Below are 19,436 nucleotides of genomic sequence, written 5' to 3'. Positions count from 1 at the left end.
GCGCCTGTGCATTCCGCGGCTCAGGCGCCGGGCAGGCGTTCGGCCTGCGCGACCTCGTGCCAGGCGTGGAAGGCCTGCATCGCCTTGGCGGCCAGGGCCTGGCTGTAGAGGAACCCCTGCGCCATCGGGATCCCGGCCTCGCGCAGCACCTGCGCCTGCATCGGCGTTTCCACGCCTTCGGCGATCACCTGCAGGTCGGTGGTGGCCAGCAGCGCGGCCAGGCCCGCGAGCCAGTCGGGCCGGGGCCGTTCCGGCCCGATCTCCGCCAGCAGCGCCGGTGCGATCTTGATGATGTGGAAGGTCGAGCGCGACAGCACCGCCAGGTTCGCTCCGTCCAGGGTCACGTCGTCCAGGGCGAAGCGCACGCCGTTGCGCGCGGCTTCCTCCATCTCGGACACGCCGATGCCGTCCGGGATGCCGCGTTCGGTGATTTCCAGGACGATCTGGTCGCGCAGGCTGTGCTGGTACCCGGTCTTCTGCGCGGCGTAGGCCAGGCCGCCGCGGCCCAGCAGCGCGGGCGGCACGTTGATGCTGATGAACAGGTGCGGACGCTCGAGCAGCCACGCCCCCTGTTCGCGCGCGACCGTCTCGATCGTGTGGTAGGTCAGCAGTCCGCCGAGCGAGGTCTCCTCGGCCACCGGGATGAACTCGCCCGGCCCGAGCACGCGGCCGAAGCGCCGCCAGCGCAGCAGCGCCTCGCAGCCGACGCAGCGTCCATCGGCCAGGGACACGATGGGCTGGTACTGGAGGAAGAATTCCCCGCGTTCCAGGCCTGCCTGGATATCTGCTGGAGTGACCATGGCGCCTCCTGCTGCCGGGCCAGCATAGCAGGGGCGTGGGGCGGCGGCGGGGCGGCTCCGGGGGCTTGTGGAGCCCCCGGATCAGTCGCCGACCAGCAGCACGAACGGCCCCAGCTGGGAGTTCATCAGCAGGGCCAGGCTGCGGTCGCGGTCGGCGGCCAGGCGCTCGGCCGGGGTGGACAGGTCCGGCGGGAACGCGCGGTACTGCACGTCGTCCGGCAGCACGTTGCGCACCACGTAGCCCATCAGCACGTTGACGATCTCGCCCAGCCCGTCCAGCGCCAGCGCGTCGTCGCAGCGCTCCGGGCCGATCTTCAGGAACGCGCAGACCATCGCCCGCATCGTCTCCAGGTTGGTGGCCATGCCGATGAACAGCGGCCGCTCGCCCTCGATGCGCACGTGGGCCGCGTACGGGAACAGGTCCATGTCGTCCGGGCCGAGCAGGCCGGCGGCCTGGCACGGGCCCTCGAGCATGCGCGGGAACAGCCGGCCGCACAGGGCGATGGCGCCGTTGGCCAGTTCGGCCAGGGCGTGGTCGGCCACCCCCACCGCCAGCGCGTGGTTGGCCGCGTCCTGGTCGGCACGGTGCGCGGCCAGTTCCGCCTCCAGCCGCGCCTGGTCGACCACGCCCTGCTCGAGCAGGACCTGGCCGAACAGCTTGCGCCCGGCCTTCTGCGCGGCCAGCAGCGATTCCACCTGCGCGGTGTCCAGCAGCCCCAGTTCCAGCGCGATGTCGCCGAAGCGGCGGTCGTCCACGCGCTGGCGCTCGTTGATGCGGCGCGCCTGCGCCTCGGTCAGCAGGCCCTGGCGCACGGCCAGTTCGCCCAGCAGGGGGTTGGAGGCGCGCTGCGCCTCGATCGCGGCCAGCAACTGCTGCGGCGTGATCACGCCGCGTTCCATCAGGAACTGGCCCAGGAATTTGACAGCCATCGGATGCTCCCTAGCGATAGTGCGGATGATAGCCGTGGCTCAGGCCAGCGCGGCGCGGAGCACGCGTTCCATCGCATCCGGGTCGATCGGCTTCTGCAGGTAGGACTTCGCGCCCAGGCGCAGGCAGTCCTCGATGTCGCTCTGCGCGCCCAGCGAACTGAGGATCACCACCCGCGCCCGCGGGTCGGCCTGCAGGATCCGCGCCAGCGCCTGGCGGCCGTCGGACTGGGGCATGACCAGGTCCAGGAGCACCAGGTCGGGCTTGAGCGCCTGGAACTGGGCGACGGCCTCCAGCCCGTTGCCGGCCTCGCCGGCGACCTCGAAGCCGGCTTCCTCGAGCTGGCCGGCGGCCAGCATGCGCAGCGCGCGTGAATCGTCGCAGAGAAGCACGGTCGGACGTGCGGACATGTGGTGGTTCCCCCTGGTCGGTTGTCTAGTGGGCCGCAGGAAGGCCCTGTACGGCTTAGCGGCAGGTTGCACGGGATTCTTTAGTGACGCCGGTCCGGTTTCGTGGTTCTTCGCCGATCGGGGGGATGTGTCCGCGACGCAACCGCAATCGGGGCGGCAATGGCAACCGCAAAGTCAAAAGCGCCGGGTGTGGTCGGCTTCGGGCTGAGCCGCGGCGGGTCGGGAGTATTGCGGTCGTCTCGGCGGCACATCCCTGTGCCGACTCGCCGACGCGGCCATCCATGGCCGCTGCCGCAATACTCCCGGCCCGCCACGTCTTCGGGAGCTTCCAGGTCGCGGCTTCGTTCACAGGCGATGAGCAGCGCACGGCTTTTGTAGGCGGGCATGACCGCGACCCGACGCCGTCGGCGCAGGCGACGCCCTCGTGGTTCCGACGCCCGTGTCGCCGACTGAAGTCAGCTCCTACAGAAGAGCGGCCGCGCTGTGGCTGTTGTAGGAGCCGGGTTCAGCCGGCGACCCGACGCCGTCGGCACAGGCGACGTCCTCATGATTCCGACGCCCGTGTCGCGGTCATGCCCGCTCCTACAAAAAGCAGCGCCGTCGTGGGCTTGCCCCCTCCCTTCGCAGGTGAAGGGGGAGGGCCGGGGAGGGGTGCCTTTGCTGTTGCACCTCCGATCGAAGCCACGCCCTCAAAGCTCCCGAGGCCGTCGTGCCCAGGGGGTCTGGCGCAAGCAGCACAGGGATGTGCTGCGGTCGCGACTCGGAGGCAGGACGCCGCAGCGGAGCGATGCGCCAGACCCCCTGGGCACGACGGCCCAGTCCGAAGCCGGCGCTTCTGCTTCTGTCTCTGCCTTTGCCCTGGCGCGCCAGACCCCAGGACACGGCGGCCCCTCCGGAGCCGGCGCTTCTACTCTGTCCGGAGAGCCGGCGCTCTTGCTCCAGACATCGAATACAGCGGCCCCTACAACGGCGGGGTGCGGTCGAGCAGGACGATGACGGCGTGCAGGATCAGGCCGATCAGGCCGCCGACCAGGGTGCCGTTGAAGCGGATGTACTGCAGGTCGCGGCCGACGCTCAGCTCCAGCTGCTCGACCAGGTGGCGTTCGTCCCAGGCCTTGACCGTCTGCGCGATGTAGTCGGTGACGCCGCCGCGCAGGCGCAGGGCCAGCTTTTCGGCACCACCGAGCACGTGCTGGTTGATCGCCTCGCGCAGCGCGTCATCCCGCGCCAGCGCCTGGCCCAGCCCGGCCAGCGACTGCTCCAGGTGACGGGCCAGCACCCCGTCCCCGTTTTCCAGGTCGCGGCGCAGGCTGGCGTGGATCTGGTCCCACAGGCCGCGCACGTACTCCTGCACGCTTTCGTGCCCGATCAGGTTCTGCTTGATCGCCTCGACCCTGGCCGCCAGCGCCGGGTCGCGGCGCAGCCGCTGCACGTAGTCCTGCAGCCATTGCTCGTAGTCGCGGCGCAGCGGGTGTTCGGGCTGGGAGAGGATCTCGTTGAGCTCGTCGAGCAGGGCGCGGGCGATGCGGTCGGCCAGGTTGTCGGCGATGCCCTCGATCGGCTTGACGAAGTCGACCGTGCCGACCAGCCGTGGCCATTCCTTGCGCGCGTGCTTGACCAGCAGCCCGGAGGCGCGCTGCTTGACCGCCTCGTCGTCCAGGTAGGCGCCGAGCCGGCGCAGCGCCTCGTCGAGCAGCGCCTGGTGGCGGCCGTCGGCGGTGAGCAGGCCGAGCACGTCGCCGGCGGTGGCCGCAGCGTTCCAGTTGCGCAGGCGGGCGATGACGAAGGCCTGGATGGCCTCGCGCACCGCGCGCTCGTCGAGCAGGTCCAGCGCCTGCAGCGCCCAGCCGCGGGCCAGCTGCGCCAGCCGGCGCGACTGCTCCGGCCGCGACAGCCAGTCGCCCAGCTTCGCCGCCGGGTCGAACACTTCGAGCTTGGCCAGCAGCGTCTGCGGTTCGAGGAAATGGTCGCGCACGAATGCGGCCAGGCTGTCGGCGATGCGGGCCTTGTTGCGCGGGATGATCGCGGTGTGCGGGATCGGCAGGCCGAGTGGATGGCGGAACAGCGCCACCACCGCGAACCAGTCGGCCAGCGCGCCGACCGTGGCCGCCTCGCAGAACGCCGACACCCAGGCCCACACGCCCTGGTTGCCCATCGCGTGGCTGAGCACGAACCCGGCCAGCATCGCCAGCAGCATCGCCAGGGCGATGGCCTTCATGCGGCGCAGCTGCGCGCGGCGCGGGTCTTCGCTGCTCATCCCGGTCCTGTGGAATGGATATTCGCCTTGCCATGCGTGGCGCCAGGAGGCCTGCGGTCCCGGCATGGCGGCGGCGCGATGCAGTGTAGCGGTCCGCGCGTGGATGCCGCATCGACGGCGGGCTGGCGGCGGTGCGCTTGCCGCGTACCCATGTGCTGTTGCTGTTTGTAGGAGCGGGCATGCCCGCGACCCGGGCGTCGGGCAAACGAGGGCGTCGCCTGTGCCGACGGCGTCGTGTCGCGGTCATGCCCGCTCCTACAAGGGGGCGTCGCCGGATTGTGGCTCAGCGCATGGTCGGCATCACGAACTCGGCGCCACCCGCGCCTTCCGGCCAGCGCGCAGTCACGGTCTTGAGCCGGGTATAGAACCGCACCCCGTCCGGCCCGTGCATGTGCAGTGGCCCGAACAGCGAGCGCTTCCACCCGCCGAAGCTGTGGAAGGCCATCGGCACCGGGATCGGCACGTTGATCCCGACCATCCCCACCTGCACCCGCCGCGCGAACTCGCGCGCCGCGCCGCCGCTGCGGGTGAACACCGCGGTGCCGTTGCCGTACTCGTGCGCGTCCACCAGCGCCAGCGCGGACTCGAAGTCCGGCACCCGCACCACGCACAGCACCGGGCCGAAGATCTCCTCGCGGTAGATGCGCATCTCCGGCGTCACCCGGTCGAACAGGCTGCCGCCGAGGAAGAACCCCTCGCGCCGCGTGCAGGCATGCGCGCGGCCGTCGACCACCAGGGTCGCGCCCTCGGCCACGCCCAGGTCGATGTAACCACGCACGCGTTCGCGGTGCGCCGCGTCGACCAGCGGGCCCATGTCCGGGTCGTCCAGGCCCGGGCCGATGCGCAATGCCTCCACCTTCTCCGCCAGCGCCGCGACCAGCCCGTCGGCGGTGGCGTCGCCGACGCATACCGCGACCGAGATCGCCATGCAGCGCTCGCCGGCCGAGCCGTAGCCGGCGCCGAGCAGGGCGTCGGCGGCCGCGCCGAGGTCGGCGTCGGGCAGCACCACCGCGTGGTTCTTGGCGCCGCCCAGCGCCTGCACGCGCTTGCCGGCGGCGCTGCCGCGCTCGTACAGGTATCTCGCCACCGGGGTGGAACCGACGAAGCTCAACGCCTGCACGCGTCCGTCCTCCAGCAGCGCATCCACCGCCTCGCGACCGCCATGGACCACGTTGAACACGCCCTCGGGCAAGCCGGCTTCGCCCAGCAGCGCGGCCAGGTGCAGTGCGGCCGAGGGCACCTTTTCAGAGGGCTTGAGCACGAAGGCGTTGCCGCAGGCCAGCGCCACCGGCGCCATCCACAGCGGGACCATCACCGGGAAGTTGAACGGATTGACGCCCGCGACCACGCCCAGCGGCGCTCGCTCGCTCCAGCTGTCCACGCCGCGGCCGACTTCGGCCGAATGCTCGCCCTTGAGCAGGTGCGGGATGCCGCTGGCGAACTCGACCACCTCCAGTCCGCGGGTGACCTCGCCGCGCGCGTCGGACAGGGTCTTGCCGTGCTCGGCGGTGATCGTGCGCGCCAGCGCATCGCTGTCGCGCTCGATCAGCGCGCGCAGGCGGAACAGCACCCGCGCGCGCTGCAGCGGCGGGGTGGCGGCCCAGGCGGGGAAGGCGGCCCGGGCGGCGTCCACTGCCGCGCGCACGTCGCCGGCGTCGGCCAGCGGCACGTGCGCGGCGACATGGCCGGTGGCAGGGTCGTACACGTCGCCGTGCCTGCCGCTGCTGCCGGGTCGTTCGCGGCCGCCGATGTGGTGGTGGAGCTGTCGGGTCATGGGGCCATGTCCGTTGCTGTGCCATCTCGTCGGCGCGTCGCCGCTTTGCGTGGTGGCGCGCCGGTGAACACACCGCCACCGTCGTCCCGGCGCACGCCGGGACCCAGTGCCTTTACGCTTTAGCCATGCATCGATTCTGCGATGCCGTCGTGCAAGTCGCTGGGTCCCGGCGTGCGCCGGGACGACGGCGGAAGGAATGCACGGGTGGCGCATGAGGGACCGTCGCGGCTACGTCGCCAGCGCCTCGTTGGCCGGCGTGAACGGTAGGTTCAGCCCCTCGGCCACCGCGCGGTAGGTCAACCTGCCGGCGTGCACGTTCAATCCGTTGCGCAAATTCACGTCGTCGGCCAGCGCCTGCACCGCGCCCTTGTCGGCCAGCGCCAGCGCGTGCGGCAGGGTGGCGTTGGTCAGGGCGAAGGTGGAGGTGCGGGCGACGCCGCCGGGCATGTTGGCCACGCAGTAGTGGATGATCCCGTCGACCTCGTAGGTCGGCTCCTGGTGCGTGGTCGGCCGGCTGGTCTCGAAGCAGCCGCCCTGGTCGATGGCCACGTCCACCAGCACCGAGCCGGGCCGCATCAGCTTCAGCTGCGCGCGCGCGACCAGCTTGGGCGCGGCCGCGCCGGGGATCAGCACCGCGCCGATCACCAGGTCGGTGTAGGGCAGGCGGTCGGTGATCGCGTCGTGGTTGGAATAGATCGTGGTCAGGCGGTCGCCGTAGAGCTCGTCGATGTATCTGAGACGATCCAGCGAGCGGTCCAGCAGGGTGACGTGCGCCCCCAGGCCCATGGCCATGCGCGCGGCGTGGAGGCCGACGGTTCCGCCGCCGATGACCATCACCTCGGCCGGCTTCACCCCGGGCACGCCGCCGAGCAGGACGCCGGAGCCGCCCTGGGCCTTCTCCAGCGCGTGCGCGCCGGCCTGGATCGACATGCGCCCGGCGACCTCGCTCATCGGCGCCAGCAGCGGCAGGCCGCCGCGGTCGTCGGTGACGGTCTCGTAGGCGATCGCGGTGCAGCCGGAGGCCAGCAACGCCCGGGTCTGCTCCGGGTCCGGCGCCAGGTGCAGGTAGGCGTACAGCACCTGGCCGGGGCGCAACATCGCGCACTCGGCCGGCTGCGGCTCCTTGACCTTGATCACCATGTCGGCGCGGCCGTAGACCTCGGCGGCGCTGTCGACGATCTGCGCGCCGGCCGACTCGTAGGCCTCGTTGGCCAGTCCGATGCCGGCGCCGGCGTCGCGCTCGACCAGTACCTGGTGGCCGCGCGAGGCCAGTTCGCGCGCGCCGGCCGGGGTCAGGCCGACGCGGTACTCGTGGTTTTTGATTTCCTTCGGGACGCCGATCAGCATGGTGGATCTCCGTGGATGGTTGTCTGCGGCGTGGGGGGCGCAAGCGTTGCGGTGTTTCGTGTGTGGTCCGTCGGTTTCCTGTAGGAGCCGGGTTCAGCCGGCGACGCGACGCCGTCGGCACAGGCGACGCCCTCGTTTTCCCGACGCCCGTGTCGCCAGCAAGCTGTGCTCCTGCAAGGGTCGGCGCAGTTGCGGGGTGCCAGTCACAAACCGTCCAGCACCTCGCCCAGCATGGAGAAGATGTCGTCGATGTGGCGTCGTTCCACGATCAGCGGCGGAGACAGCGCCACCGTGTCGCCGGTGATCCGAACCAGCAGGCCCTTGCGGAACGCGCGCTCCAGAACCTGGTAGCCGCGCGCGCCCGGCGCGCCGTCCTGCGGCGCCAGCTCGACCGCGCCGATCAGGCCGTAGTTGCGGATGTCGATCACGTGAGGCTTGCCGCGCAACGCGTGCAGGCCTTCCTGCCAGTACGCCTCCAGCTCCAGCGCGCGGGTGAACAGCCCTTCTTCCTCGTAGGTGTCCAGCGTAGCCAGCGCGGCGGCGCAGGCCAGCGGGTGGCCGGTATAGGTGTAGCCGTGGAACAGGTCGATGGCGCTGTCGGCGCCCTGCATGAAGGCCCGGTGGATCATCTCCGACACGAATACCGCGCCCATCGGCACGCAGCCGGAGGTCAGGCCCTTGGCCGTGGTCATCATGTCCGGCGTGACGCCGAATCGCTGCGCGGCGAACGGTTCGCCGACCCGGCCGAAGCCGGTGATCACCTCGTCGAAGATCAGCAGGATGCCGTGGCGGTCGCAGATCTCGCGGATGCGCTGCAGGTAACCGGGCGGCGGCAGGATCACCCCGGCCGAGCCGGAAATCGGCTCGATGATCACCGCTGCAATCGTCGAGGCGTCGTGCAGCTGCACCAGCCGCTCCAGGTCCTCGGCCAGTTCCACGCCGTGCGCCGGCAGCCCGCGCGAGAACGCGTTGCGGCCGATGTCGAGCGTGTGGCGCAGGTGGTCCACTGCCGGCAGACCGGGACCGAACCACTTGCGGTTGTTCGGCAGTCCGCCCACCGAGATGCCGCCGAAGCCGACCCCGTGGTAGGCATTCTCGCGCCCGATCAGGCGGATGCGCTGGCCTTCGCCGCGGGCGCGGTGGTAGGCCAGCGCGATCTTCAGCGCCGTGTCCACCGACTCCGAGCCCGAGTTGGTATAGAACACGTGGTCCAGCGGCCGCGGCGCGATCGCCTTCAGCCGCTCGGCCAGCACGAACGGCAGCGGCGAGCCCATCTGGAAGTTGGGCGCGAAGTCGAGGGTGGCGACCTGCCTGGCCACCGCCTCCACGATCCGCGGCCGCGCATGGCCGGCGTTGCAGCACCACAGCCCGGCGGTGCCGTCGAGAATCTGCCGCCCGTCCACGTCGCGGTAGTACATGCCTTCCGCGCTGGCGAGCAGGCGCGGGGTCCCGCGGAACTGGCGGTTGGCGGTGAACGGCATCCAGAACGCGTCCATGGCCGCCGGCGCCGCCAGGTTCTGCGCGGCGTAGTGGTCGGCCAGGGCGGTGCGGCGGAGGGCGTCGTCTTGCGGGCTCATGGGCGCTCCGGGGCAGGGGCGGCGCCCGCGGACGAAGGCGCGGTGCCGTTCGATAAATTCAACGCTGCGGCCGAGTCTACGCCAAAAATTGACCCGGGCGGGGTGGCATGTAAAGTATCCCGCAACACGCCGGGACGCCGGCCGGGACGTATCACATAGGAGCCGCCAGACGGGATGGACATCGGCGCACGCCTGCAGCGGGTACGCACCGCGCGCAACCTCAGCCAGCGCGAGCTGGCCCGCCGCGTGGGCGTCACCAACAGCACCATCTCGCTGATCGAACAGAACAAGGTCAGCCCCTCGGTCGGCTCGCTGAAGAAGGTGCTGGACGGCATCCCGATCTCGCTGGCCGACTTCTTCACCCTGGATTTGGACCCGGGCCCGCCCGAGCAGCCGTTCTATGCAGCCGACGAGCTGCCCGACGTGGGCAACAACGACATCCACTACTACCTGGTTGGCCAGCACCGTCCGCAGCGGCAGATGTGCATCCTGCGCGAGGTGATGCCACCGGGCACCGATACCGGCGAGACGATGCTGGTGCACGAGGGCGAGGAGGGGGGCGTGATCGTCGCCGGCCGGGTCGAGGTCACCGTCGGCGACCAGGTGCGCGTGCTCGGCCCGGGCGAGGCCTACTACTTCGAGAGCCGGGTGCCGCACCGTTTCCGCAACGTCGGCGACGGGGACGCGGTGATCGTCAGCGCAAATACGCCGGCGACGTTCTGAGCGGAGGGCCGGCATCCGATGCATCGTCGAGAACGCGGCCACCCCTCACTATCCGTCGTCCCGGCGCACGCCGGGACCCAGCGACTTCCATGCGCATCCCTGCCGTTCCGCGCGCAGCCTGTCCTGCGACCCTCGATCGAAGAAGCGTCGTTCCCGCGTAGGCGGGAACCCAGTGACTTCCCCTGCATGCTCCTCGCCCCCGCGGCTTTCCACGGACGGATGTCTGTTACTGCGGGGATCCAGCGACTTTCCCCGTCGCAACAAAGTCGCTGGGCTCCCGCCTCCGCGGGAGCGACGGCATAGAGAACCGGAGCTTCCCATGAACACCTCGCGCACCCGCGCCGACTGGCAGGCGATGGCCCACGGTCTCGACCTCCGTACCCGCGCCTTCATCGACGGTCGCTACGTCGACGCCGCCGATGGCCGCACCTTCGACTGCCTCAGCCCGATCGACGGCCGTGTGCTCGGCCAGGTGGCACGCTGCGGCCAGGCCGACGTCGACCGCGCGGTGCGCGCGGCGCGGCGCGGCTTCGAGGCCGGCGGCTGGTCGCAGGCACGGCCGGTCAAGCGCAAGAAGACCCTGCAGGAACTGGTGGCGCTGATCGAGAAGCACGCCGACGAGCTGGCGCTGCTGGAAACCCTGGACATGGGCAAGCCCATCGATGACGCGCGCAACGTCGACATCGCCGCCACGATCCGCTGCTTCGCCTGGACCGCCGAGGCGCTGGACAAGGTCTACGGCGAGATCGCGCCCACCGGCCAGGATGAACTGGGCCTCATCACCCGCGAGCCGCTGGGCGTGGTCGGCGCGATCGTGCCCTGGAACTTCCCGCTGCTGATGGCCGCCTGGAAGCTGGCGCCGGCGCTGGCCACCGGCAACTCGGTGGTGCTCAAGCCGTCGGAGAAATCGCCGCTGAGCGTGCTGCGCCTGGCCGAACTGGTCGCCGAGGCCGGCATCCCCGATGGCGTGTTCAACGTGGTGCCCGGCTTCGGCCAGGAGGCGGGAGAGTCCCTCGCCCTGCACATGGACGTGGACGGGCTGGTGTTCACCGGGTCCACCGCGGTGGGCAAGCGCCTGCTGCAGTGCGCCGGCCTGTCCAACATGAAGCGCGCCTACATGGAGTGCGGCGGCAAGAGCCCGAACGTGGTCTTCGCCGACGCCCCGGACCTGGCCAGGGCCGCCGAGGCCGCGGCGTCGGGCATCTTCTACAACCAGGGCGAGGTCTGTACCGCCGCTTCGCGCCTGCTGGTGGAGCGCGGCATCAAGGACGAGTTCGTCGCCCGCGTGGTCGAGGCCGGCAGGAAGATGCAGCCGCGCCACCCGCTGGAGCCCGGTGCGCCGATGGGCGCGATGGTGGACGAAGGACAGACGAAACGAGTGCTGGACTACATCGGCAAGGGCCAGGCCGAGGGTGCGACGCTCGCCCTGGGCGGCAATCGCGCCGAACCGGTCGCCGGCGGCAGCTACATCGAGCCGACCGTGTTCGACGACGTGCGCCCCGAGCACACCATCGCCCGCGAGGAGATCTTCGGCCCGGTGCTGGCGGTGATCCCGTTCGACGACGAGGCCCAGGCACTGCGCATCGCCAACGACACCGAATACGGCCTGGCCGCGGGGGTATGGACCGCCAACCTGTCACGCGCCCATCGCATGGCCCGCGGCCTGCGTGCCGGCAGCGTCTGGGTCAACTACTGGGACGGCGGCGACATGACCGCACCGTTCGGCGGCTACAAGCAATCCGGCAACGGGCGCGACAAGTCGCTGCATGCGTTCGACAAGTACACGGAGATGAAGGCGACCTGGATCAATCTGTCGGATTGATTGGGGACGTCCGCTCCCGGCCAGAAGGGGGCAGTAGTGCACAATGTGCGGGCAGTGGACGACTGGGTTTGACCGCAGAACCGTTATTTTGGAGTGCCAATGGATCGAAACTTGGGGGGTTCCAGTTTGATGCGGCGACCAAGATACCCAAGCCCCACCCCATGCATCTGTTGATCTTGCCTCGATTGCTCGGGCCTATGCTCATCTGCGCTTTGGCAAGTTGCAGTTCCAGCGATCCATCGATGAGTAGTACTGGATCGCGAGATGACACGGAACGCAGCGCCTTGCGCACTACAGGCGTTGGCGAGGGAACGTTCACGCACTCAATCAATCGCCAGGAAAACGCACCACTCGTCGCCTTGCGCAGCGATGGAGGAGGCTTGCAATACGGTCTTTATGGTGAGCGAGGCACGGTGCTTGCGCGCAACATCGTGCCGGATTTCTCGCGCGCGGGTTACCGGGGCGGCGGCGTCGCCCTGCCTACCCGGGCGAGTATCCCCGTGTACAAGACCCTCGCGCCGACGGGACACGATGACGCCCCGCGCATTCAGGCGGCAATCGACGCGGTCGCCGCATTGCCTCCGGACAGTCGTGGCCTGCGCGGCGTGGTGCTGCTGGAGCGCGGCCGTTACAGGCTGGACAGTACCCTGTTCATTCGTGAGAGCGGCGTGGTGCTGCGCGGCGAGGGACGTGGCGCGGAGGGGACGGTCCTGCGCTCCACGATCCGCGGGAAGCAGGGCAGAATCATCGAGGTGGGCGACGGTGAGCCCCGGATGCCGCGTGCGTCAGACGATCCGCGCCGGACGGCGATCAAGGCCGATTACGTGCCGGTGGGCGCGATGCGGATCGAGGTGGCGTCTGCGGCGGGCTATGGCGTCGGCGACAAGATCGCCATCGCCAGGGAGCCCAACGCCACTTGGCTCGGACCCGCCGGCATCGATACCGCGCGCTACGGCTGGCAAGCCGATGACTACGCCATGTACTACGAGCGTGTCGTCACGGCGGTGGACGGCGACACGATCAGCGTCGATGCGCCCGTCGTGGACGCGATAGAGGCGCGCTTCGGTGGCGGCAGCGTATACCGCATCGACGTGTCCCGCATCGCGGAGGTGGGCATCGAAGACCTCCGTGTCGAAGGTGATCCCGATATTGGTACTGCCAACGGCACTCCGGATACAGGCCCTTTCACCGCGATCCGCTTCGGCGGAGTCCGCGACTCCTGGATCCGCAACGTCACGGTGCGCTACGTGTCACATGGGTTCGCAACCCGCAGCGGCGCCTACTTCAACACGTTCGAGGACATTGCCTACCTCGATCCGCGCTATGGCGAAACCGAGGGTGCCCGGCGCTATGTATTCCTCTACGAGGGCAACTCCGCCTTCAACCTGACCCAGCGCTGCTACAACCGAGGCGGCCGGCACTCGTTCGTGGTCGGCGCGAAGGTGCCCGGCCCAAATGTGTTCCTGGACTGTGTCGCGGTGGATGACAGCAACGACAGCGGGCCTCACCATCGCTGGTCCACCGGCATCCTGTACGACAACACCAAGGGCTACATGCTGCGTGCGCAGAATCGGCGTTACAGCGGCTCCGGCCATGGCTGGGCGGGCGCACAGCAGATGTTCTGGAACACCGAGCACGAGCAATACGTCGTCCAGGCACCGCCCTTCGCGATGAATTGGAGCGTGGGGCAGGTGGGCGATATGACGGCTGGAAAATTCCCGCCCGAAGAACCCACTGGCATCGTGGAGGCGTCCGGCCAGATGGTGATGCCGCGCAGCCTGTATCTGCAGCAACTGCGGGATCGTTTGGGGGAGCAGGCGGTGATCAACGTCACCACCGACACGCAACGGAACGGACGAGTATGGGACATCCTATCGGCACGTGCCGGGGAGTAGGACTCCTCCCAAAGCGATGCGGAGATTGCCAATAGCCGACGGCTGCTTTGGATCGTGAGTGGACTTTGGAGTCGAATGTACGCTTCCGGCCGGAAGCGGAAAGCCGCAAGGCGAGCATCTGGATCATGCCTGTGCGCTTACCTGGCGGCGCTGTGTGAGGCGGGGCTGTTGGATTCATGACAGGCCAACACCCGTGGGCGGTGGTGGGTCGTCGAGCGTGCCGGCGCACGGGTCCGGCGGTTCTTGCCATGTGTTCCGTGCCACAGTAGGGGCGAGTCTGCGTCGCCGTGGTACGTCAACCGGTACCCGCCCTGGGCTCAACCTATCGACTGCCTGCCAGGAAATCCATGAAGAACCAGATCGCAATCTTTAGATTCACCCTAGGCAGCGGGCAAAGCATTGGTCCCGCCGACCTGAAGGCCATGTGGATGGATGCTTGCCAGGCGTCGAACGTGAGTGTCGGGCGCGTCGAGGACACTCGAGGTGCCGACAAGTCGGTCTATTCCCTGTATGCACCCCTGGATATCGCCACCCAGCCGCAGGTCGAGCAACGGCTCCGCGACCTGCTCGACCAGCGTCGCCTGAGGGCTTCGCTGGTTTCCGTCTTCTAGCAAGGTCAGGCGCGGGAGCGATGCGGGCCGCGCCCCAGTCTTCGCCAGCTTCCATCTGGCGCAGCAAGCCGCCATTGCCGGGCGCGGCGTCGCCTTGGGCTTGAAACTGGCGAACCTGTCCGGCTGGACAGGGTCGTCAGCGTCGACGGCATCGGACTTTCCCGTTTCGCCGGGCAGCCCGCCTCGACAGTCGATGCTGCGCGGCTACTGCGGCTCCCCCAGGAAATCCCGTACGGCCGCCGCGACCACGGCCGGATGCTGGTGGTGCGGCGCATGGCCCGTTTCGGAGAAGTAGACGAACCGGGCATTGCGCATGCTGCCGATCAGGGGGAACCAGTTTCCGCCGGCGGTGCTGGTGTCGTGGTCGCCGCACAGGACCAGGATGGGGAGCCCGGTCCGGCCCAGGCGCTCGCGCCTGCCCGCCGCGTCCACGTGGAAGCCCTTGGCGGCCTTGAAGTAACGCTGGAACTGCTCGGCGGACGCGGGTATGCGATCGACCACCCCGGGCCTGGCGTTGATGCGCGCATGCGAGGCCTTCGCCAGCTGCGTGCTCCGCGCCGAATCCGGGACGAAGAACAGGACGTATTCGTCGTCCAGGTCGTTGACCGGCTTGAGTGCGCGCTCGAGGAACCCCGGTTGTAGTTGTATCTGCAGCTGTCCCGGCGGATTGGTCGCTAGCAGGACCGCATGCGTCAACCGTTCCCCATGGTCGAGCAGGTAGGCCTGGGTCGCCAGTCCGCCCCATGACCAGCCGAGCAGGGCGAAGCGGTCGATGCCCAGCGCGTCGGCGAAGCGGTCGATGAAGGCGGATGCTTCTTCCATGCTTTCCGGTATCTGTCCCTCCGAGTACCCGACCCCGGGGAAGTCGAACAGGATGAGCGTGTGGCCTTGCGCCAGAGCATCCAGGAACTGGGGATCCCAGGTATCGAGCGTGCCGCGGAAGCGGTTGGCCAGCAGGAGCGGAGGGCCGGCGCCAAGCCGCCGGTAGGCGACCCGATCTTCTCCGACCGCCACCTCCAGGGTGGGCGCATCGATGGCGGCGGCTTCGCGTGCGCGGACTTGTGGCGCGGGCAGCACCGTGGTCAGCATGGCAAGCAGCAATGCGGCGATATGCGTGGATGCGGCCATCACGGTTTCTCCTTCAGGGCTGGGGAAGGGACTCTCCTCGCTGGACCTGTCGCTGGACCCGAAGCAGTCATCGGCGATGCCGATGGTCCAGCCGCCGCGCCGGTGCCGGATGGGCTCGCCGGACCGTCGACGGTGCCGTGCCCGCTGATCCGTTCAGCCGCCAGGACACGGCTTCCGGCGAGGAAGCCGAGGGTCATCGCCACCACCAGCAGCGCGCCCTGCCAGCGTGGCGGCGCCGGCAACGGCAGGTCGAGCAGGCGGCAGCCGACGCCGATCAGCAGCGCGGTCGCCAGGCCGACGAGGAACAGGATCATGGTGGCTGCCGGCGGCTTTCGCCGCTCGGTCCGCCGCAGTGCGGTCGCTGTCGTGCATCGCGCTGAGCCAGCCATGCATCGGCAGCCTGGTAGCCCAGGGTCATCGCCACCACCAGCAGCGCACCGGCCAGCACTGGCGGCGCCGGCGCCGGGATGCCGGTCGCGCCGCAGGCGAAACCGATCCCCAGCCCGAGCACGACTGCGGTCGCCAGGCGCCAGTTCATGGTGCGGTACCCCCCGCAGGCGGAGCGAATGCGCCGCCGATGAAGTGGCGTACCCGTGGCAACGATTCGCCGCGATGCAGCCGCCGCAGCCTGTCCTGCAATGCGCGTTCCTCGCCGGTCACGCGCTGGTGCTGGCGCAGGTGCTCCAGCCAGGAGCCGACCAGGAAGTACTCCAGGAACACCCCCGGTCCGGCCGCGTCTTCCAGCACGCCCCAGCGCAGCGCGCCGTCGCGGCGGCGGCTGCGGCCGAGCAGGCGCATGCATTCCTGGAAGGCGTCGCGGTCGCCGGCGTCGATGTGGTACTCCACGGTGACCAGCACCGGTCCGCGTTCGCCGGGGTCGGCCAGCGCCAGCACCGGCTGCGGCCAGTGCGCCGACGGCATCAGGTCCAGCGTCTCGCCCGCGGCCAGACGCAGCCGCGACATGGCCAGGGCGGCCAGCAGCAGGCCGCCGCCGGCCAGCGACAGCGCCAGCGGCGTGCCCCAGCGCTGGGCGACGGCGCCCCACAGCAGGCTCCCGGCAGCCATGCCGGAGGCGAACACGAGGATGTACAGCGAAAGCGCGCGCGCCCGCACCCAGGCGGGGACCGCGACCTGGGCGCCGACCTGCAGCGAGGAGAGGACGCAGATCCACGCGATGCCGTTGAGCAGCATCACCGGCACCAGGGCGCCGACCGCGCTCGACCAGGCCACGCCGAACAAGGTCGCCGCGCACAGCAGCGAGGCGACCAGCACGAGCCTGTCGGTACCCAGCCGCGCACGCAGCCGCGGCAGCAGCAGCGCCCCGGCGATGGCCCCGATCCCGATGCAGCCCAGCAGCAGGCCGAAGGCGCCGGGACCGGCGTCCAGGCGAACGCGGACCACGATCGGCAGCAGCGCCGGCAGCGCGCCGGCGAAGACGAAGAAGCCGGCGGCCTTGGCCAGCACCGCCTGCAACGCCGGCGCGTGCGCGGCGAAGCGCAGGCCTGCGCGCAGGCCGCCGAAGAACCGTTCCGGCGGCAGTTCCGGGGCCGGCACCCGGCGCTTCCAGCGCAGCAGCACGATGGCCACGCCGAGGAAAGTGACCGCGTTGATGGCGAAAGCCCATTGCGCGCCCCAGCGCGCCACGACCACGCCGCCCAGCGCCGGCCCGAGCGAACGGGCGATGTTCATCCCCAGCGAGTTGAGCGCGACCGCCGGCGCCAGCATCGGCCGCGCGACCAGTTCCGGGATGACCGCCGCCTGTGCCGGCATGGCCATCGCCGCGCCGCAGCCCAGGGCGAAGGTCAGCGCCAGCAACCAGGCCGGCTGCAGGCGGTCGCTGCCGGCGAGCAACGCCAGCACGGTGGCCACCGCGAACATCCAGCACTGCGTGAGCAGCAGGTAGCGGCGCCGGTCGACGATGTCGGCCAGGGTGCCGGCGATCAGCGCCAGCAGCACCACCGGCAGGGTGGTGGCGGCCTGTACCGCCGACACCCACAGCGGCGAACCGGTGCGCTCGGCCATGACCCAGGCGGCGGCGACGTCGTGCATCCAGGTGCCGACGTTGCCGACCAGGATCGCCAGCCAGAGGGCGCGGAACAGCGGCTGCCGCAGCGGCGACCAGGGGCCCGCTGGCGGCACCGGCACGTCTGCGGCGGGAGCGCCCATGTCAGAAGGCGAAGCAGTTGCAGCCGAACGCGCCCCAGAAGGCGCGCACATCGTCCACCGGGGGCGCCGCGGCGGGCATGCGGCCGTGGTCGTGCACGCAGCAGGCGCGCGAGTGCTGCCGATGTACATGCGCCGGCGGCGGCCGCGGCAGGTTCGCCGGCGACCAGTCCGGCATCGGCCGCGGCAGCGGCGGCGCCAGTCCGGCGAACCCGCCGCTGCCGTGCACGATGCGCCCGCCGACCACGGTCAGCTCGCTCTCGATGTCGGGGATGGAATCCTCGGCCACCGCGAAGTAGTCGGCCGACAGCAGCGCGAAGTCGGCGTAGCGGCCGGGCTCCAGGCTGCCCTTGTCCGCCTCCTCGCCGGAGAACCAGGCGCTGCCGCCGGTCCACAGCCGCAGCGCCTGTTCGCGGTCCAGCACGTTGTCCTCGCCGTACATGCGCAGGCCGCCGACGCTGCGGCCGCTGACCAGCCAGTACAGCGCCACCCACGGGTTGTAGCCGGCCACGCGGGTGGCGTCGGTGCCGGCGCCGACCGGCACGCCGGCCTGCAGCATGCGCCGCACCGGCGGCGTGTGCGCCAGCGCCTGCAGGCCGTAGCGTTGCGCGAAGTACTCGCCCTGGTAGGCCATCCGGTGCTGGATGGCGATGCCGCCGCCGAGCGCGCGGACGCGGTCGATGTTGCGCGCGGAAATGGTCTCGGCATGGTCGATGGTCCAGCGCAGCCCGTCGAACGGCAGGTCGCGGTCGACCTTCTCGTAGACGTCGAGGATGCGGCCGATGCTCTCGTCGTAGGTGGCGTGGATCCGGAACGGCCAGCGCTCGCGCAGCAGCAGGCGCACCACCGCCTCCAGCTCGGCCTCCATGTTCGGCGCGAGCGCCGGGCGCGGTTCGCGGAAGTCCTCGAAGTCGGCGGCGGAGAACACCAGCATCTCCCCGGCGCCGTTGTGGCGCAGCAGCGCATCGCCCTGCCGCGGCCGCAGCATCGCGCTCCAGCGCTCGAAGTCGGCCAGCTCGCCGCCCCGGTTCTGGGTGAACAGATTGTAGGCGATGCGCACGCTCAGCTGATCGCTTGCGTGCAGGGCCTGGATCACTTCGTAGTCTTCCGGGTAGTTCTGGAAGCCACCTCCGGCATCGATCACCGAGGTGATGCCGAGGCGGTTGAGCTCGCGCATGAACTGCCGGGTCGAGTTGGCCTGGTATTCCGCAGGCAGGCGCGGACCCTTGGCCAGGGTCGCGTAGAGGATCAGTGCGTTCGGCCGCGCCAGCAGCAGGCCGGTGGGGTTGCCGGCCTTGTCGCGTTCGATCAGGCCGCCCGGCGGATCGGGCGTGTCACGTCCGTAGCCCACCGCGCGCAGCGCGGCGCGATTGAGCAGGGCGCGGTCGTACAGGTGCAGCAGGAACACCGGCGTGTCCGGCGCGATCGCATTGAGTTCGGCCAGGGTGGGCAACCGCTTCTCGGCGAACTGGTGCTCGCTGAAGCCGCCGATCACCCGCACCCACTGCGGTGCCGGGGTGCGGTCCACCTGTGCCCTGAGCATCGCCATCGCCTCGGCCAGGCTGGACACGCCGTCCCAGCGCAGCTCGAGGTTGTAGTTCAGCCCACCGCGGATCAGGTGCGTATGGCTGTCGTTGAGGCCGGGGATCAGGCGCCGGCCGCCGGCATCGACCATGCGGGTGTGCGCGCCGGCGTGGGCCATGACCGCGGCCTCGTCGCCGATGGCGAGCACGCGGCCGTCGCGCACGGCCACGGCGCGCGCCTGCGCGGGCGTCGGCGCAGCGGCGCCCGCCAGGGTGGCGATGCGGGCATTGCGCACGATCAGGTCGGCCATCGAGGCGCTCCGGTTCCATGCGGATGAGGCAAGCGGCGTGGCGGCCGCAGCGGCGACCAGGCCCTGCACCAGCCGTCGTCGCGCGGGGTCATGCATCGCCGGGGCCGGCGGCGGTCCGCATCGGCCGGGGTGCCGCGGCGGGAGCGACCTGCACGGCTGCCATCGCT

At 70.3% G+C, this 19,436-nt stretch carries 15 protein-coding genes and 1 pseudogene; 4 read left to right on the top strand and 12 right to left on the bottom strand.

Features of this window, described 5'->3' with window-relative positions; translation table 11 throughout:
- Positions 1-20 precede the first annotated feature (20 nt).
- From WQ53_RS02620 to WQ53_RS02590, 7 genes are all read right to left on the bottom strand, one after another.
- The gene (locus WQ53_RS02620; RefSeq protein ID WP_052630140.1) at positions 21-800 is read right to left on the bottom strand and encodes an EAL domain-containing protein; all 780 of its coding nucleotides are present in this window, start codon (positions 798-800) and stop codon (positions 21-23) included.
- Positions 801-881: 81 nt separating this feature from the next.
- Positions 882-1,730: a hypothetical protein gene (locus tag WQ53_RS02615; RefSeq protein WP_052630138.1), complete on the bottom strand. Its 849-nt coding sequence runs from the start codon at positions 1,728-1,730 to the stop codon at positions 882-884.
- Positions 1,731-1,769: 39 nt separating this feature from the next.
- Entirely contained in the window at positions 1,770-2,138 is a 369-nt protein-coding gene (locus WQ53_RS02610) for a response regulator (protein ID WP_052630136.1), read from the bottom strand.
- 961 nt (positions 2,139-3,099) lie between these two features.
- The gene (locus tag WQ53_RS02605; protein WP_428992260.1) at positions 3,100-4,395 is read right to left on the bottom strand and encodes a DUF445 domain-containing protein; all 1,296 of its coding nucleotides are present in this window, start codon (positions 4,393-4,395) and stop codon (positions 3,100-3,102) included.
- Positions 4,396-4,678: 283 nt separating this feature from the next.
- Positions 4,679-6,169, bottom strand: a complete 1,491-nt coding sequence (locus tag WQ53_RS02600) for a CoA-acylating methylmalonate-semialdehyde dehydrogenase (protein ID WP_052630134.1) — start codon at positions 6,167-6,169, stop codon at positions 4,679-4,681.
- A gap of 228 nt (positions 6,170-6,397) precedes the next feature.
- Positions 6,398-7,516, bottom strand: coding sequence for an alanine dehydrogenase (gene ald, locus WQ53_RS02595; protein WP_052630133.1), 1,119 nt, complete (start codon positions 7,514-7,516; stop codon positions 6,398-6,400).
- A 203-nt stretch (positions 7,517-7,719) separates the two neighbouring features.
- Positions 7,720-9,012, bottom strand: coding sequence for an aspartate aminotransferase family protein (locus tag WQ53_RS02590; RefSeq protein WP_236685933.1), 1,293 nt, complete (start codon positions 9,010-9,012; stop codon positions 7,720-7,722).
- 255 nt (positions 9,013-9,267) lie between these two features.
- On the opposite strand from WQ53_RS02590, the gene WQ53_RS02585 reads away from it, so the two are divergent.
- The 4 genes from WQ53_RS02585 to WQ53_RS02570 all read left to right on the top strand — a co-directional run bounded on the left by WQ53_RS02585 (position 9,268) and on the right by WQ53_RS02570 (position 14,144).
- Positions 9,268-9,816 carry a cupin domain-containing protein gene (locus WQ53_RS02585; protein WP_052630129.1) on the top strand — a complete coding sequence of 183 codons (549 nt, stop codon included), beginning with the start codon at positions 9,268-9,270 and terminating at the stop codon, positions 9,814-9,816.
- 319 nt (positions 9,817-10,135) lie between these two features.
- Positions 10,136-11,638 (top strand): aldehyde dehydrogenase, encoded by a 1,503-nt coding sequence (locus tag WQ53_RS02580; protein WP_052630127.1) that lies wholly within the window; start codon positions 10,136-10,138, stop codon positions 11,636-11,638.
- Between the two features lie 380 nt (positions 11,639-12,018).
- Positions 12,019-13,533: a hypothetical protein gene (locus WQ53_RS02575; protein WP_144409204.1), complete on the top strand. Its 1,515-nt coding sequence runs from the start codon at positions 12,019-12,021 to the stop codon at positions 13,531-13,533.
- Positions 13,534-13,880: 347 nt separating this feature from the next.
- On the top strand, positions 13,881-14,144 hold the full coding sequence (locus WQ53_RS02570; protein ID WP_052630123.1) for a hypothetical protein: 264 nt from the start codon (positions 13,881-13,883) through the stop codon (positions 14,142-14,144).
- A gap of 204 nt (positions 14,145-14,348) precedes the next feature.
- On the opposite strand, the gene WQ53_RS02565 is transcribed toward WQ53_RS02570, so the two are convergent.
- The 5 genes and pseudogenes from WQ53_RS02565 to WQ53_RS02550 all read right to left on the bottom strand — a co-directional run bounded on the left by WQ53_RS02565 (position 14,349) and on the right by WQ53_RS02550 (position 19,269).
- Entirely contained in the window at positions 14,349-15,272 is a 924-nt protein-coding gene (locus WQ53_RS02565) for an alpha/beta fold hydrolase (RefSeq protein ID WP_201774022.1), read from the bottom strand.
- Between the two features lie 161 nt (positions 15,273-15,433).
- Positions 15,434-15,586 (bottom strand): annotated as a pseudogene (locus tag WQ53_RS17230) (XapX domain-containing protein); the annotation flags it as partial.
- Positions 15,583-15,810 carry a DUF1427 family protein gene (locus tag WQ53_RS02560; RefSeq protein ID WP_052630121.1) on the bottom strand — a complete coding sequence of 76 codons (228 nt, stop codon included), beginning with the start codon at positions 15,808-15,810 and terminating at the stop codon, positions 15,583-15,585. The gene WQ53_RS02560 and the pseudogene WQ53_RS17230, both read right to left, overlap by 4 nt.
- Positions 15,807-17,438, bottom strand: a complete 1,632-nt coding sequence (locus WQ53_RS02555) for an MFS transporter (protein ID WP_052630119.1) — start codon at positions 17,436-17,438, stop codon at positions 15,807-15,809. Before WQ53_RS02555 ends, WQ53_RS02560 begins: the two co-directional genes overlap by 4 nt.
- 1 nt (position 17,439) lies before the next feature.
- Complete coding sequence (locus WQ53_RS02550; protein WP_052630118.1) at positions 17,440-19,269, bottom strand: amidohydrolase; 1,830 nt, start codon at positions 19,267-19,269, stop codon at positions 17,440-17,442.
- Positions 19,270-19,436: the final 167 nt, after the last annotated feature.

Origin of the sequence: Pseudoxanthomonas suwonensis (genome assembly GCF_000972865.1) — a bacterium.
GTDB lineage: Bacteria > Pseudomonadota > Gammaproteobacteria > Xanthomonadales > Xanthomonadaceae > Pseudoxanthomonas > Pseudoxanthomonas suwonensis_B.
This window is presented reverse-complemented; position numbering and strand designations above follow the sequence as displayed.